This window comes from Yersinia vastinensis (assembly GCF_044905075.1).
Lineage (GTDB): Bacteria > Pseudomonadota > Gammaproteobacteria > Enterobacterales > Enterobacteriaceae > Yersinia > Yersinia vastinensis.
In genome coordinates, this window is record NZ_CP173260.1 from 1,315,870 (window position 1) to 1,330,154 (window position 14,285).

Sequence of the window (14,285 nt, forward strand, 5' to 3'; positions counted from 1 at the left end):
AACTTTCCCTCGTTCTTGGAGGGAAAGTGGGTATTTGATGTTACTGTACTGCTGGCATTGCTATATTCTGCATAGGCTGAAAGTCGAAATAGTTTGGTATACGTTGTATTCCTAACTCTTGGCCGAGGTCTTTGAATCCTGCCATATATTCTATCATTGTGTCTGGTGAATATTTTTCATTATTAATAAACGCAGTCATTCTTGCTTCTTCAATATCACTTTCTGCTTTTTCTATTTCCTCTAGAGTATAGTCGCTAACTTTATCTCTAAGTTTTTCGACTTTAGTTATATCAACAATGTCGGAAATATTCTGATCAGAATGGGTACGTGATTTTCCTAATGGTTGAGAAATTAAAAGATCCTTTGCATTATATGTAGTATCGCCAATTTTTATTTTTTCAATAACAGCACCATGATTGATGTCTAAATTAATTAACTGAGACGTATAGTGAGAGAATGCGTTTTTTTCCGCAGTAAACTCATTTACAGCTTGTTGATCATTATTTTCTTTAGCGACTCTAATCTTTTCGTTTAATGCACTGATAACGTCATTGGTTGATCTAGAAAGTAAACTTGCTGGTACTAACCCTCTCTGATAAAAGCCATGCATTTTATTAAAATCCCACGACTTATGCTCATAGTTAATATTTATATCTAGTGCATTCTCATAGTGACTATTCACTCTATTTCCACGAGTCGTTAAATTAAACTCAGCATAAGCTTTATCTATATTCTGCTTACGGCCGGCATAGCCTATATCATCAAAAGTGACGACATTTTTAGATGCTTTATCACGGATGAAGATACGACCATCTTTAGCTGAGTACTCTAAATCTTCTTTTTTTGCATCTATAAAGGTAAGCGTATCAGTACCACCGGGATCTCTAATAACATAGTGACTTTCTCTTAAGTTTACTTTGAAATTTGTATCTCCATAATTACCTTTTATGATTTTCGCCGCTGCCGGATTTTCCTTTTCGACCTGATGATTATTTTCCATTTTTATTTTTCCTTATTCATTATATATAATTTTTTTGTTTTATGTATTGTCGGGTGTAAATTCCAGACCAACTGGACTGTAATAAATTTTTACTGTGGTTGAAATAAACAATTCATAAACATAGTGTGGTAGTTGTATAATTTAATATATTTGTTTTTTATGGTGTTTTGTGTGAAATATTCAGCAGGATAGAGATGGAGAGGCAGTGGGAAATAGGAGTGCAAGAGTAAGATAAATAACGGGTGCTGAATGTCTACAGCACCCGGGAGTCACGGCTTAATTATTTAATCTTGATGATGTTTTTTACATCAACTTCAACAGAATTCCAGTCTTTATCGACTTTCCCTTCGATTTGTACTTTATCTTGTGGAGTGATGGTTTGACCTTTCCAGCGTTTGTTATCAATATCCACCGTGATAGTGCCGGTGCTGTCGCGGAAAGTATATGTATCGTGACCCAGGCGCTCAATGATATTCCCTTGCAGGGTGACGCGGGCGTCATCACGCATGGTTTTTACTTTATCTACCGTTGTATTGCTGGCACTCGGGCCAGAAAAACCACCTTGAGTGGCTGGTTGAGTTTGCGTTGTTGCTGGGCCATCAAAGCCACCTTGCGCGGTAGCTGTTGCACTTTGAGCGACAAATGGGGTGCTGCATAACATAACCAAGGCGGCAGCTAAGGTAAGTTTCTTCATTTTATTGCTCCTTCAATGAATGAATAGTGACATCTGAAATTAAAAGCCTTATTAACCTCGTGTTACCCAATACTAGACCAATATGGCGGTGGAACTTGCTTAATCACCAGATTATCGACAGCAAAGTATCCTGATTCGATGAATATAAATGGGGATAAAACCTATGTTATCAACCCTATCAACGGTTTTTTCTCTAGTTTTCCTGAGTTGATTTAGTTTGTTTATTGTGGCTCTAATGATCAAAGCCTGATGGGATATGGCACTTTTTCAGCTACGTGGACTCCAATCACTGGTTATCTTTTTTTCAACTGCCCCTCTTTTGCTTCTGCCCCTTATCTGCAGAAAGGCTTATTGGATGCAGTGGTTTTTTTAAGGAGCTTTAGATGAATCTTCGCCCACGATTTTCTGGGGTGCGGTTGTTATTACTGGGTGCCCCTTTGTTGTTAGCCGGGTGCTCGAGTATGTCCGGTTTCTCCTGGTCAAGTTTGTCGCCACTTAATTGGTTCAGCGGCAGTAGCAGCATGCAGGTTACTGATAAGGGTGTCGGTGGGATAACAGCCAGCACACCCTTGAGTGAAAATGAGATAAAAGAAGGTCTGAAAGGGGATTATCGGCTACGCAGTGGTATGGCAACTGACGATGGTAAATTGATTTCTTTCTATCAGGCTATGAAAGAAGACCAAATTAAGTTGGTTATCTCTGGCCAGCCGAAAGGTACGGTAGAGCGAATCGACGTGATGGATAAAAATATTCCGAGTCAATGGGGTGTGACGATAGGTACGCCATTTAGTAAATTATATAAAAAAGCTTTTGGCGTTTGTCGTCATGGCTCGGGTGATGATGCCGCACAAATCGAATGCGCTGCACCAGACAGTTCGCATGTGAGCTATTTATTTGATGGCGACTGGCATGGCCCGGAGGGGTTAATGCCTTCTGATGACTCGCTGCAAAGCTGGAAGGTGAGTAAAATTATTTGGCGCGCTAAAAGCGAATAAATATTATTCCCCTCCGATTAGCTACTCATTAAGGCGCGAGTTATTTTAAGCGCCTTAATAATATTATTATATTTCTCAATAGCCTATTCCCTCGCTCAATTTTATTTTGCGCTGACGCAAGGTTATTTTAATCGCTTCAGCTATGATACCCAGCATAACCAATACTCATTTTTAGTGGGGAAAAAATATGACCGAAGTTCAGAGTGGCATATTGCTGGAGCACTGCCGTTTTGCCATTTTCATGGAAGCCAAAGTGCAAGGTGAGTTTGATGCCATTCGTCAGGGATGCAAAAAATTCTGTCAGGCATTAGAAGAATTAAAAAATAAATTTCCTAATGAGCATTTAGGCGCAGTTATCGCTTTTGGTTCCGATGTGTGGCATGACCTGTCGAATGGGCAGGGCGCGAAAGAATTGAAACCTTTTGTTCCATTGGGCAAAGCTCCCATGATCGCTCCAGCGACGCAACGCGACTTATTAATTCATATTCAGTCACTGCGTCAGGATATTAACTTTACCCTTGCGCAAGCTGCTGTAGCGGCTTTCGGTGATGCTATTGCGGTTGAAGAAGAGACCCATGGCTTCCGTTGGGTTGAAGAGCGTGATTTTACCGGTTTTATTGATGGTACAGAAAATCCGCAAGGCGACAGTCGCCCGGAAGTGGCGGTGATCGCAGAGGGTGAAGAGGATGCCGGAGGGAGCTATATATTAGTTCAGCGCTATGAACATGACCTGAAAAAATGGAAACGCATCCCTGAGCACAAGCAAGAGCAAATTGTTGGGCGCACAAAATCTGATAGTGAGGAATTACCTTCGGACCAACGTCCGGATACCTCCCACGTGAGTCGGGTTGATCTTAAAGAAGATGGCAAAGGGTTGAAAATTCTGCGTCAAAGCTTGCCGTATGGGACTGCTAGCGGGAAACACGGTTTGTATTTCATTGCTTATTGCGCTCGCCTTCATAATATTGAACAGCAATTATTGAGCATGTTCGGTTCACTTGATGGCAAGCATGATTTGTTACTGGGCTTTAGTAAGCCTGTGACCGGTAGTTATTATTTTGCGCCGTCACTGACTAAGCTATTGTCCCTATAATAAAAGGCCGGATATCCGGCCTTTCTGTTTTTTGTGTCATCGCGTTAATTTATTTTAAGCCGGATAGATGGCATCACGCATTCTGTTTACCACCGTTTGCTTTTGTTCTTTGGTCAGCGCACGCAGTGGTAAACGCGGGTTACCGGCATCAATACCGTGTAATTGCATCGCTGCCTTACCGGCTGCCACCCCGCCAAACTCAACCAGTACACGGATAAGCGCGATAACCTGATCCATACTGCGCTGAACGGCGGCTTGATTACCTGCGTTGAAGTCCGCAATAATTTTTTGGAACAGTGGGGCAGCATAATTATATGTGCTACCGACTGCCCCAATGGCACCGACTGCCAACCCGCCCGGTAAATGTTCATCCACCCCGAATGGGATATCAAATTTACCACCACTGACCCGCAGGCAGCGTTGGAATTCATACAAATCCGCATTATTGAACTTAATTCCTGACAGATTTGGGATCTTCGATTCTGCTTTAATCAGGAATTGTTCCATATCCAAATTCACACCAGACATCCCGGAATGATAGTAATAGAAACCTTTCGATGGAGCCGCAGCCGCGATAGCCTGACAATAGGCAATTAAATCATCCAGATTACCCGGCTTAAAGAAGCAAGGGCCGATGGCTGAGGTGGCGAAAATATCCAGTGTTTCAGCATGACGCGACAGGTCAACGGCATCTTTGATGCTCAGTGCACCAGTATGTAAGGTAATGCTCAATTTACCTTGGGCTGCTTTTACCCAGCGTTCTGCAATTTTTTTGCGTTCTTCAACCGAGCAATGAATACCCTCGCCGGTGGTACCGCAAACATAGACGCCTTCTACGCCGTCATTGACCAGATGCTCTGCAATTTGGTCGATGACGGGATAATTAACTTCACCCAATTCATCAAAGGGAGTGTGCGGAGCAGCAATCAAACCAGTTAACTTTTTCATACGCGTCCTTAATCAATCAGAGAGATGACCCTGGTGGTCACAATAGTTTGAGTACGATAGCAATCAGTATTCGGTCAGTTTTGCGGTTTCCGGTTCTTCAGTCATCTGTTCTGACGTTGTTTGTTCTGCAATAGCATCACAGAACCAACCGCAAATGTGTTCAATTCGGGTAATGGCGGATCCGACAGTCACCGCATAAGCGCCCGCAGAGATAGCCGCTGCGGCCAATGCTGGTGAATTATAACGGCCCTCGGCAATCACTCGGCAGCCCGCTTGGGATAATTGTTTAACCAGCGCCAGATCCGGCTCAGTGGGCACTGTGATTTGGGTATAGCCCGACAGGGTCGTGCCAATAAAATCGATGCCAAGCCGATATGCGGCCAGACCATCTTCAATGTTGGAGGCATCAGCCATCGTCAGGCAGCCTGTGGCTCGAACCCGCTGATATAAGGCTTCAACTGAAACCGGACGAGGGCGGCAAGTGGCATCAAAAGCAATAATATTGGCACCGGCGGCACTGAGCGCGTCTACATCTTCTAGCCAAGGTGTAATTCTGACTTCAGAATCAGGCAGGTCGCGTTTAATGATGCCGATGATTGGCGCATCGGTCACCCGACGCACTGCTTCGATATTGCGAATCCCTTCAACACGCAGGCCAACCGCGCCGCCATCGAGTGCTGCCTTTGCCATTGCTGCCACGATTTCAGGTGTATCCATAGCACTGCCAGGGACGGGCTGACAAGAGGCGATAAGTCCATTCTGGAGCTTGTGGCGGAGATTACTTGTGTTACTCATCGTTTTATCACTCGCAGTCAGGTTGCTCACGGTTTTTAGCTCCGATCTTTAATTTTAAATGAAGTTTTACTCCATTATGTTAGATCTTTTATTTGTACGGCGCAATGCTAAGAACGCCAAAATGTGAGTTATCCCCTTCGGTTTGAGGCGGTAGGAGGGGGCCAGTTAAATTTATTTGGGAGTTTTACTCCAATACAAAAATAACAATGGAGTTTAAGGCGAAAAGTTGCCATAGTCATTTCGTCATCATCATTACATTTATTACAGGTGCAAGAGGGTCACGCCAGATGGGAAAAGTGTTGGCATTGGATATCGGTGGAACAAAAATTGCGGCCGCGGTGGTTACTGAAAGCGGCATGTTGATTGGCCGTCAGCAAATGGCAACACCGCGCGGTGGAGCTGAACAATTGGCAGTAGCACTGGAAACCTTGATAGCACCTTATCGACATCTGGTTGATTTTATTGCTGTTGCATCAACGGGCATTATCAATGATGGGCGGCTGACGGCCCTGAATCCGGCGAATTTAGGCGGGTTGGCTGATTTCCCATTACAAGACTGCATCCAGTCAATTGCACAATTGCCTTGTGTGTTGCTCAACGATGGGCAGGCCGCTGCTTGGGCTGAATATCAGGCGCTCAGCGATGATTACGACAATATGATGTTTGTGACCGTATCTACCGGCGTGGGCGGCGGCATTGTTTTGAATAAAAAGTTGCTGGTGGGTCACCATGGGTTGGCTGGGCACATTGGCCACACACTGTCTGACCCCCACGGTTTACTGTGTGGTTGTGGCCGTCGGGGGTGTGTCGAAAGTGTGTCTTCCGGCACGGCGATTGCCGCAGAAACCTTAGGTTGGAAGCAGCCCGTTGCCGCCGCCAGAGTGTTTGAAATGGCACAGCTTGGCAATATTCAGGCAGAAAATATTATTAATCGCTCCGCGACGGCGATTGCTCAGATGCTGGCAGACATGAAAATGGCGTTAGATCTGGAAGTGGTGATTCTGGGGGGCAGTGTTGGTTTGGCTGTGGGGTATCTAGAGCGAGTCATTGGCGCACAGAAAATTCTGCCAGAAATTTATCGCGTGCCAATGCAGTCAGCCCATCATCGTCAAGATAGCGGGTTATTAGGTGCGGCATTGTGGGCCAGACATACCTTGGGTCATTGACGTGGCAGCCAACGCTGCCGCCAATAACTGGGTGCTCTATCATTATAAGTAAAATAAGAGGATCGCTATGATCAACGGATCATTAACACAAACAGCATTTTTTAGTGCATTACCTGAACGTCTTCAATGGGTTTTAGCTTATTTGGCCGAGCAACCCCTGTCGGCGTTAAGTTGTGGGCGTCATGAAATCGACGGCGAGCTGCTATTCATGAATGTGATGGAGTTCGATACTCAGCCGGCTGAAAATAAGAAAGCAGAGATGCACCGCACCTATGCTGATGTTCAGTTATTGATAAGTGGCATTGAAGGGATTGAATATTCAACACTGACGCCGACCGAGCATGTTGAACCTTATCACGCCGATGATGACTACCAACTGATTGCTGATATTCCAGATAAAAGTCAGTTACGTATGCTGCCGGGAATGTTTGCGGTATTTTTACCGGGTGAACCGCATAAGCCAGGGTGCTTGATTACTGGCTCCGGTTCTATCAAGAAGGTGGTAGTAAAAGTCCACAAAAGTTTGCTATAGCGCCGGCTAGGTTTATGATTTTGATATAATAATAACGCACGTTATCTTTGACATCTTCCCCGGCCCCCCGGGGTTTTTTTATTGATCTCACCCCGCATCACACTGCCATTTTTCTTCACGAACTGGGCCAATTATGTAATGATGCGCCCCAGAACCACTGTCCTCAATCCATCCATTCTCTTTCACTTGAGGTGTCCGCGTGAAAACTGGTGCTCCCCGTTTTAAGCCAGGTAAAATCCTTGATGCCTTGGGTGCAATGCAAAATAGCCTGACCCGTTCAGCACAGCGCATTGCTGCTTATATTTTGGCGGAACCGGCCAATGTTACCCAGCTTTCTATTGCCGACCTTTCCTCGCTGACACAAGCCGGAGAAGCCACGATTATTCGTTTCTGCCGGACACTGGGCTATAAAGGCTTTCAGGACTTCAAGATGGATTTAGCCATTGAAGTTGCTACCCGGCATAACAGCGAAAACAGTCTGTTAGATGCGGATGTGCAAGAGGGCGATGATACGCTGGCAATTGGCAGTAAATTGCAATCGGCAATTAATAATGTGCTGTCAGAGACGCTCAATTTGCTTTCTATCGAGAGTGTCGAGCAGGTGGTCAAGTTACTGCGCCCAGCCGATCGTATCTGTATTTTTGGTGTCGGTTCATCAGGTATCACCGCAGAAGATGCTAAAGGCAAATTGATGCGTATTGGATTGCGAGTTGATGCCGCAACAAATAACCATTTTATGTATATGCAGGCTTCATTGATGCGTCCCGGTGATGTCGCAATTGGTATCAGTCATTCAGGTACTTCGGCTGAAACGGTACATGCATTAAAATTGGCCAAGCAGGCAGGGGCGACCACGGTCGCATTGACGCACAATATGGGTTCCACCATAACTGAACTGGCGGATTATGTGTTGATTAACGGCAACCGTCAGGGCCAGTTGCAGGGGGATTCCATTGGTACCAAGATCGCACAATTGTTTGTTTTGGATCTGATCTACGCCTTGTTGGTGAAAGCGGATCCGGCGCAGGCTGAGAGCATTAAGCGTAAAACAACGCAAGCGGTTAGCCAAAATGGATGACCGGTAATACATTTCCTGCTGCAATACCTAGCCACGGTGGCGGAGATATTCCGCCCGCAGTGGTAAATACCTCTTCATCCTGTTGTCAGTCTCATTCTCCTCAGCATTTCGCCATCTTTGTCACGTTTTAGACACATTGTGATTGAAATAGCGGGCTGATCTTATACACTCAAATGGAGTTTTACTCCTTTGTTATATTTAGTTTGGAGTAAAACCACATAAATATAAATGTGGCGAGAACCGTCTGGCAGTGACAGATTAAATGTTGTTAAACAATCAGTTGCTAGGGTTAACCCTGCCGCGAGGAAAACAGTTTCCGCCAGTGAACTTAGCTGGTGGTGGAGAGAGAGCGACGATATGAGCACTTCAGTACAATCTCGTGGAGACAAACCATTGCGTTGGTATAAGCAACTGACGCCTGCGCAATGGAAGGCATTTATTGCCGCCTGGATCGGTTATGCCCTGGACGGTTTTGATTTTGTTCTTATTACTCTGGTTCTGACAGATATTAAACAAGAGTTCGGTCTGACGCTGATTGAAGCGACCAGCCTGATTTCAGCGGCCTTCATTTCACGCTGGTTTGGTGGGTTGGTGCTTGGGGCCATGGGTGACCGTTATGGCCGTAAGTTGGCGATGATCACCAGTATTGTGCTGTTTTCCTTCGGTACGTTGGCCTGCGGTTTAGCTCCGGGTTACACCACTCTGTTCATCGCCCGTCTGATTATTGGTATCGGGATGGCCGGGGAGTATGGCTCCAGTTCCACCTACGTGATGGAAAGCTGGCCTAAAAATATGCGCAACAAAGCCAGCGGTTTTTTGATTTCTGGTTTTTCTATCGGCGCGGTATTAGCGGCTCAGGCTTATAGCTACGTGGTTCCAGCATTTGGCTGGCGTATGTTGTTCTACATTGGATTACTGCCAATTATCTTTGCATTGTGGTTACGTAAAAATCTGCCAGAAGCCGAGGATTGGGAAAAAGCCCAAAGTAAACAACAGCAATCGAAGCAGACGAAAGACCGCAATATGGTGGATATTCTGTATCGCAGCCATTTGAGCTACCTGAATATTGCCCTGACAATCTTTGCCGCCGCCGCACTCTATGCCTGTTTCACTGGCATGGTATCGACACCGCTGGTGGTGATTCTCGGCATTGTTTGTGCCGCGATATTTATCTACTTTATGATTCAAACCAGTGGTGAGCGCTGGCCAACCGGTGTGATGCTGATGGTGGTGGTATTTTGCGCCTTCCTCTATTCATGGCCGATTCAGGCATTATTGCCAACTTACCTGAAAATGGATTTGGGCTATGACCCACACACTGTGGGCAATGTGTTGTTCTTCAGTGGTTTTGGGGCGGCAGTAGGCTGCTGTGTGGGGGGCTTCCTAGGCGATTGGCTAGGCACTCGTAAGGCTTATGTGACCAGTTTGCTGATTTCACAATTGCTGATAATCCCACTGTTTGCGATTCAGGGCAGCAGCATCTTGTTCTTGGGGGGATTATTGTTCCTGCAACAGATGCTGGGGCAGGGGATTGCGGGGTTGTTGCCAAAACTGCTTGGGGGCTACTTTGATACTGAACAACGTGCTGCGGGCCTGGGCTTTACCTATAACGTCGGTGCATTGGGCGGAGCATTAGCACCGATTATGGGGGCATCGATTGCTCAACACCTCAGTCTCGGAACCGCACTGGGTTCACTCTCATTCAGTCTGACATTTGTGGTTATTCTGCTGATTGGTTTTGACATGCCATCCCGTGTGCAGCGCTGGATTCGTCCGTCGGGCTTACGGATGGTAGATGCTATCGACGGCAAGCCATTCAGTGGTGCTATTGGTCCAAATACCGCCGCGGTTGTCGTGCAGAAATAAAATAATTCATTTTTATGCCCAGTGCAGGTTGGCTGGGCTTTTTCATGGGCGAAGGCCAGCAAATTAGAGAGGCTGGCGACCAGCGTTGTGACTGGCTTAGAGCATTTGATACTTGAACATCACTAAACGGTATATAAAACCGTTATAGGTATGCGCCTAGTTATAAATACACTGAAGATATTAAAGCTCATCATTCGTAATCAATGATAAATGCTTGGTGAATGAACTCAGTGAATAAGGTGCAGAATGAAACAGAACTCAGTGAAGAAAAGTCCACGTAACGGATTAACTCGTGCCGCCTTATTAAGCGCGTTAATTTTCACCAGTGCAACCGCCTGCGCCACTGAGTTGCTTAACAGCTCTTATGATGTCTCCCGCGAATTATTCACCGCATTGAATCCGGGTTTCCAGCAGCAATGGGAACAACAAAATCCCGGTGACAAACTGACCATTAAACAGTCTCATGCTGGTTCTTCTAAGCAGGCGCTAGCTATCTTACAAGGTCTGAAAGCCGATGTAGTGACTTACAACCAAGTGACGGATGTGCAAATTCTGCATGATCGTGGCAATTTGATTCCGGCCGATTGGCAAGCCCGCCTGCCGAATAATAGCTCGCCATTCTATTCCACGATGGCTTTTCTGGTGCGTAAAGACAATCCCAAGAATATTCATAACTGGGATGATTTAGTGCGTGAAGACGTCAAATTGGTTTTCCCAAATCCTAAAACCTCAGGTAATGGCCGTTATACCTATCTGGCAGCTTGGGGGGCGACTCAGCAAGCCAATGGCAAGGATGAGGCCAAAACCCGCGATTGGATGCAACGTTTCCTGAAAAATGTAGTGGTCTTTGATACCGGCGGTCGTGGGGCAACGACCACGTTTGTTGAGCGTGGCTTAGGTGACGTGCTGATCAGTTTCGAGTCTGAAGTGAATAACATCCGTAAAGAATATGGTAGCGACAAATATGAAGTGATTGTCCCACCGGTCGATATTCTGGCGGAATTTCCTGTCGCGTGGGTAGATAAGAATGTAGAGAAGAATGGCACGGAAAAAGCAGCCAAAGCTTACCTAACTTACCTTTATAGCCCCGCGGCACAGCAGGTTATCACCAGTTTTAATTACCGCGTTTATGACAAAGCGGCAATGGAAGCGGCGAAATCCCAATTCCCAGAAACCAAATTATTCCGTGTTGAAGAGCAATTTGGTAGCTGGCCACAAGTGATGAGCACCCATTTCGTCACCGGCGGTGAGTTGGATAAGTTGTTAGCGAAAGGGCATCAGTAATGTTGTCGGCATCCAGTAAACGGGTTCTGCCCGGATTTACCCTCAGTCTCGGGAGCAGCCTGCTTTACACTTGCCTGATCTTGTTATTACCCCTCAGCGCATTAGTCATGCAGGTCGCCCAAATGAGTTGGGCGCAATACTGGGAAGTTATTACCAACCCTCAGGTTGTGGCGGCTTATAAAGTGACCTTGCTGGCGGCAGGTGTGGCGAGTGTCTTTAATGCGGTATTTGGCATGTTGATGGCTTGGATCCTGACTCGCTACCAATTCCCTGGTCGCAGTGTGTTGGATGGTTTGATGGATTTGCCGTTCGCTCTGCCTACTGCAGTGGCGGGGCTGACATTGGCAACCCTGTTTTCTACCACCGGCTGGTATGGGGCTTGGTTAAACGAGTTTGGTATCAAAGTTTCCTTTACCTGGCTTGGGATTGCCGTCGCCATGGCCTTTACCAGCTTGCCATTTGTGGTGCGCACGGTACAGCCAGTGTTAGAAGAATTGGGGCCGGAATATGAAGAAGCTGCAGAGACTTTGGGCGCTAGCCGCTGGCAGAGTTTCCGTCTGGTTGTGATGCCAGAACTGGCTCCGGCACTGTTAGCTGGAACCGCGTTATCTTTTACCCGCAGTCTGGGGGAGTTTGGCGCCGTTATCTTTATTGCTGGCAACATCGCGTGGAAGACGGAAGTCACCTCGCTGATGATTTTCATCCGTTTACAAGAATTTGATTACCCGGCAGCCAGTGCCATCGCTTCCGTCATTCTGGCGGTTTCACTGGTGCTGCTGTTTGGTATTAACACGTTACAAAGCCGTTTTGGTCGGCGGATAGGTGGGCACTGATGGCGGATATCACGGAGTTTAATGGTGTGGCCCGCCCGCCGATTAACTGGGGCAAATGGACACTCATTGCGATTGGTGCGTTGTTCTCGTTTTTGCTGTTAGTGATCCCGATGGTGTGGATCTTTATCACTGCATTCTCGAAAGGGTATGAGGTGGTGGTTCAGAATTTAACTGACCCCGATATGCTGCATGCCATCTGGTTGACGGTGTTGGTGGCGCTGATTACCGTGCCGGTCAATCTGGTGTTTGGGGTGGTACTGGCTTGGTTGGTGACCCGATTTGTCTTCCCCGGTCGCCAGTTATTAATGACGTTAATTGATATCCCGTTTGCGGTTTCACCCGTGGTGGCCGGTTTGATGTATCTGCTGTTTTACGGTTCAAACGGCATCGTCGGAGGTTGGCTGGATTCTCACGATATCCAATTAATGTTCTCGTGGCCCGGCATGGTGCTGGTCACTATTTTTGTGACCTGCCCATTTGTGGTACGTGAACTGGTGCCTGTGATGATGAGTCAGGGTAGCCAAGAGGATGAAGCGGCGGTATTGCTCGGAGCTTCAGGCTGGCAGATGTTTCGCCGCGTGACGTTACCCAATATTCGCTGGGCACTTCTATACGGTGTCGTGCTGACCAATGCCCGTGCTATCGGTGAGTTTGGTGCAGTATCGGTGGTTTCGGGTTCTATTCGTGGCGAGACATACACCTTGCCACTGCAAGTTGAGTTGTTGCATCAGGATTACAATACTGCCGGGGCATTCACTGCCGCGGCGTTATTGACGCTGATGGCAATCGTGACCCTTTTTCTGAAAAGTGGCCTGCAATGGCGTTTAGCGCGCCAAGTTGTTCGTCTTGAACAGGAGCAAAAGCATGAGCATTGAGATTGATAATATCAGCAAGTATTTTGGTCGCACCAAAGTGCTGAACGACATCTCTCTGGATATTCCTTCTGGTCAGATGGTGGCTTTGCTTGGTCCTTCCGGTTCGGGGAAAACCACGCTATTGCGCATTATTGCCGGGCTAGAGAATCAAAATGCCGGGCGTTTAAGCTTCCACGGCACTGACGTCAGCCGGCTGCATGCCCGTGATCGGCGCGTGGGTTTCGTTTTCCAGCATTATGCGCTGTTCCGCCATATGACCGTGTTCGATAACATCGCCTTTGGCTTAACCGTGTTACCGCGCCGCGAGCGTCCCAATGCTGCGGCTATTAAGCAGAAAGTGGAACAATTGTTGGAGATGGTGCAATTAGGTCATCTTGCAAATCGTTATCCTTCTCAACTTTCTGGTGGTCAGAAACAGCGCGTAGCTTTGGCACGCGCATTGGCCGTTGAACCGCAAATCTTGCTGCTGGATGAGCCTTTCGGTGCGCTGGATGCACAGGTGCGTAAAGAGCTGCGCCGCTGGTTACGCCAATTGCATGAAGAATTGAAATTCACCAGCGTTTTTGTGACCCACGATCAGGAAGAGGCGATGGAAGTGGCTGACCGTGTGGTGGTGATGAGTCAGGGCAATATCGAACAGGTCGGAACGCCAGATGAAGTGTGGCGTGACCCCGCGACCCGCTTTGTGCTGGAATTCCTCGGTGAGGTTAACCGCCTGAGCGGTGAAATTCGCGGTTCACAACTGTTTATTGGTGCCCACCATTGGCCGTTGGATCTTGCACCAATGCACCAAGGCAGTGTCGATTTATTCCTGCGTCCATGGGAGATGGAAGTCAGCACACAATCAAGTGATCGCTGCCCACTGCCGGTGCAGGTGCTTGAAGTTAGCCCGCGTGGTCACTTCTGGCAATTGACTGTACAACCAATTGGTTGGCATCAGGACCCTATCAGTGTCGTCCTGCCAGAGGGCAATATTGATGCTCCTGTACGCGGCAATCGCTATTACGTCGGTGGATTAAATGCTCGCTTATATTCAGGCGATCAATTATTACAACCCATTGCTTTAGCCCAAAGCGCCTGATAAGTTTTTCTTCTTTTTTGTAGACACAGAATCATACCCAAAGTC

14 protein-coding genes are annotated in these 14,285 nt (G+C 47.0%); 10 read left to right on the forward strand and 4 right to left on the reverse strand.

Annotated elements, in window-relative coordinates:
* Positions 1-40 precede the first annotated feature (40 nt).
* Positions 41-1,000: a hypothetical protein gene (locus ACIOG0_RS05985; RefSeq protein ID WP_128451398.1), complete on the reverse strand. Its 960-nt coding sequence runs from the start codon at positions 998-1,000 to the stop codon at positions 41-43.
* Positions 1,001-1,280: 280 nt separating this feature from the next.
* Positions 1,281-1,694 (reverse strand): YgiW/YdeI family stress tolerance OB fold protein, encoded by a 414-nt coding sequence (locus ACIOG0_RS05990; protein WP_050101798.1) that lies wholly within the window; start codon positions 1,692-1,694, stop codon positions 1,281-1,283.
* A 383-nt stretch (positions 1,695-2,077) separates the two neighbouring features.
* Between ACIOG0_RS05990 and ACIOG0_RS05995 the strand changes: the two genes are divergently transcribed.
* Both ACIOG0_RS05995 and ACIOG0_RS06000 read left to right on the forward strand, forming a co-directional pair.
* Positions 2,078-2,689: an RpoE-regulated lipoprotein gene (locus ACIOG0_RS05995; protein ID WP_050101800.1), complete on the forward strand. Its 612-nt coding sequence runs from the start codon at positions 2,078-2,080 to the stop codon at positions 2,687-2,689.
* Positions 2,690-2,876: 187 nt separating this feature from the next.
* Positions 2,877-3,782, forward strand: coding sequence for a Dyp-type peroxidase (locus ACIOG0_RS06000; RefSeq protein ID WP_050101802.1), 906 nt, complete (start codon positions 2,877-2,879; stop codon positions 3,780-3,782).
* Positions 3,783-3,836: 54 nt separating this feature from the next.
* Here ACIOG0_RS06000 and ACIOG0_RS06005 read toward each other — a convergent pair whose 3' ends face one another.
* Both ACIOG0_RS06005 and ACIOG0_RS06010 read right to left on the reverse strand, forming a co-directional pair.
* The gene (locus tag ACIOG0_RS06005; RefSeq protein WP_050101804.1) at positions 3,837-4,730 is read right to left on the reverse strand and encodes a dihydrodipicolinate synthase family protein; all 894 of its coding nucleotides are present in this window, start codon (positions 4,728-4,730) and stop codon (positions 3,837-3,839) included.
* A gap of 63 nt (positions 4,731-4,793) precedes the next feature.
* The gene (locus ACIOG0_RS06010; protein WP_128451399.1) at positions 4,794-5,525 is read right to left on the reverse strand and encodes an N-acetylmannosamine-6-phosphate 2-epimerase; all 732 of its coding nucleotides are present in this window, start codon (positions 5,523-5,525) and stop codon (positions 4,794-4,796) included.
* 287 nt (positions 5,526-5,812) lie between these two features.
* On the opposite strand from ACIOG0_RS06010, the gene ACIOG0_RS06015 reads away from it, so the two are divergent.
* The 8 genes from ACIOG0_RS06015 (at position 5,813) to cysA (ending at position 14,240) form a co-directional block, all read left to right on the forward strand.
* Positions 5,813-6,691, forward strand: coding sequence for an N-acetylmannosamine kinase (locus tag ACIOG0_RS06015; protein ID WP_050101807.1), 879 nt, complete (start codon positions 5,813-5,815; stop codon positions 6,689-6,691).
* Positions 6,692-6,758: 67 nt separating this feature from the next.
* Positions 6,759-7,223 (forward strand): N-acetylneuraminate anomerase, encoded by a 465-nt coding sequence (nanQ, locus tag ACIOG0_RS06020; protein ID WP_050140695.1) that lies wholly within the window; start codon positions 6,759-6,761, stop codon positions 7,221-7,223.
* Positions 7,224-7,422: 199 nt separating this feature from the next.
* Entirely contained in the window at positions 7,423-8,301 is an 879-nt protein-coding gene (locus ACIOG0_RS06025) for a MurR/RpiR family transcriptional regulator (protein WP_050101810.1), read from the forward strand.
* 357 nt (positions 8,302-8,658) lie between these two features.
* A complete protein-coding gene (locus tag ACIOG0_RS06030) occupies positions 8,659-10,167 on the forward strand; it encodes an MFS transporter (RefSeq protein WP_050101811.1) in 1,509 nt (502 codons plus the stop codon).
* Positions 10,168-10,413: 246 nt separating this feature from the next.
* The gene (locus ACIOG0_RS06035) at positions 10,414-11,451 is read left to right on the forward strand and encodes a sulfate ABC transporter substrate-binding protein (RefSeq protein ID WP_050101813.1); all 1,038 of its coding nucleotides are present in this window, start codon (positions 10,414-10,416) and stop codon (positions 11,449-11,451) included.
* Positions 11,451-12,284 (forward strand): sulfate/thiosulfate ABC transporter permease CysT, encoded by an 834-nt coding sequence (cysT, locus tag ACIOG0_RS06040; protein WP_050083455.1) that lies wholly within the window; start codon positions 11,451-11,453, stop codon positions 12,282-12,284. The genes ACIOG0_RS06035 and cysT overlap by 1 nt, the downstream gene beginning before the upstream one ends.
* Positions 12,284-13,159 carry a sulfate/thiosulfate ABC transporter permease CysW gene (gene cysW / locus ACIOG0_RS06045; RefSeq protein WP_050101815.1) on the forward strand — a complete coding sequence of 292 codons (876 nt, stop codon included), beginning with the start codon at positions 12,284-12,286 and terminating at the stop codon, positions 13,157-13,159. The genes cysT and cysW overlap by 1 nt, the downstream gene beginning before the upstream one ends.
* Complete coding sequence (cysA, locus tag ACIOG0_RS06050; protein WP_050101817.1) at positions 13,149-14,240, forward strand: sulfate/thiosulfate ABC transporter ATP-binding protein CysA; 1,092 nt, start codon at positions 13,149-13,151, stop codon at positions 14,238-14,240. Before cysW ends, cysA begins: the two co-directional genes overlap by 11 nt.
* Positions 14,241-14,285: the final 45 nt, after the last annotated feature.

Bases quoted from the DNA above. Each gene is read 5' to 3' on its own strand.
- ACIOG0_RS05990 (WP_050101798.1), bottom strand. From the start codon at position 1,694: ATGAAGAAACTTACCTTAGCTGCCGCCTTGGTTATGTTATGCAGCACC.
- ACIOG0_RS06015 (WP_050101807.1), top strand. From the start codon at position 5,813: ATGGGAAAAGTGTTGGCATTGGATATCGGTGGAACAAAAATTGCGGCC.
- ACIOG0_RS06010 (WP_128451399.1), bottom strand. From the start codon at position 5,525: ATGAGTAACACAAGTAATCTCCGCCACAAGCTCCAGAATGGACTTATC.
- ACIOG0_RS06000 (WP_050101802.1), top strand. From the start codon at position 2,877: ATGACCGAAGTTCAGAGTGGCATATTGCTGGAGCACTGCCGTTTTGCC.
- ACIOG0_RS06035 (WP_050101813.1), top strand. From the start codon at position 10,414: ATGAAACAGAACTCAGTGAAGAAAAGTCCACGTAACGGATTAACTCGT.
- cysW (WP_050101815.1), top strand. From the start codon at position 12,284: ATGGCGGATATCACGGAGTTTAATGGTGTGGCCCGCCCGCCGATTAAC.
- ACIOG0_RS06005 (WP_050101804.1), bottom strand. From the start codon at position 4,730: ATGAAAAAGTTAACTGGTTTGATTGCTGCTCCGCACACTCCCTTTGAT.
- ACIOG0_RS05995 (WP_050101800.1), top strand. From the start codon at position 2,078: ATGAATCTTCGCCCACGATTTTCTGGGGTGCGGTTGTTATTACTGGGT.
- ACIOG0_RS06030 (WP_050101811.1), top strand. From the start codon at position 8,659: ATGAGCACTTCAGTACAATCTCGTGGAGACAAACCATTGCGTTGGTAT.
- nanQ (WP_050140695.1), top strand. From the start codon at position 6,759: ATGATCAACGGATCATTAACACAAACAGCATTTTTTAGTGCATTACCT.
- cysA (WP_050101817.1), top strand. From the start codon at position 13,149: ATGAGCATTGAGATTGATAATATCAGCAAGTATTTTGGTCGCACCAAA.
- cysT (WP_050083455.1), top strand. From the start codon at position 11,451: ATGTTGTCGGCATCCAGTAAACGGGTTCTGCCCGGATTTACCCTCAGT.
- ACIOG0_RS05985 (WP_128451398.1), bottom strand. From the start codon at position 1,000: ATGGAAAATAATCATCAGGTCGAAAAGGAAAATCCGGCAGCGGCGAAA.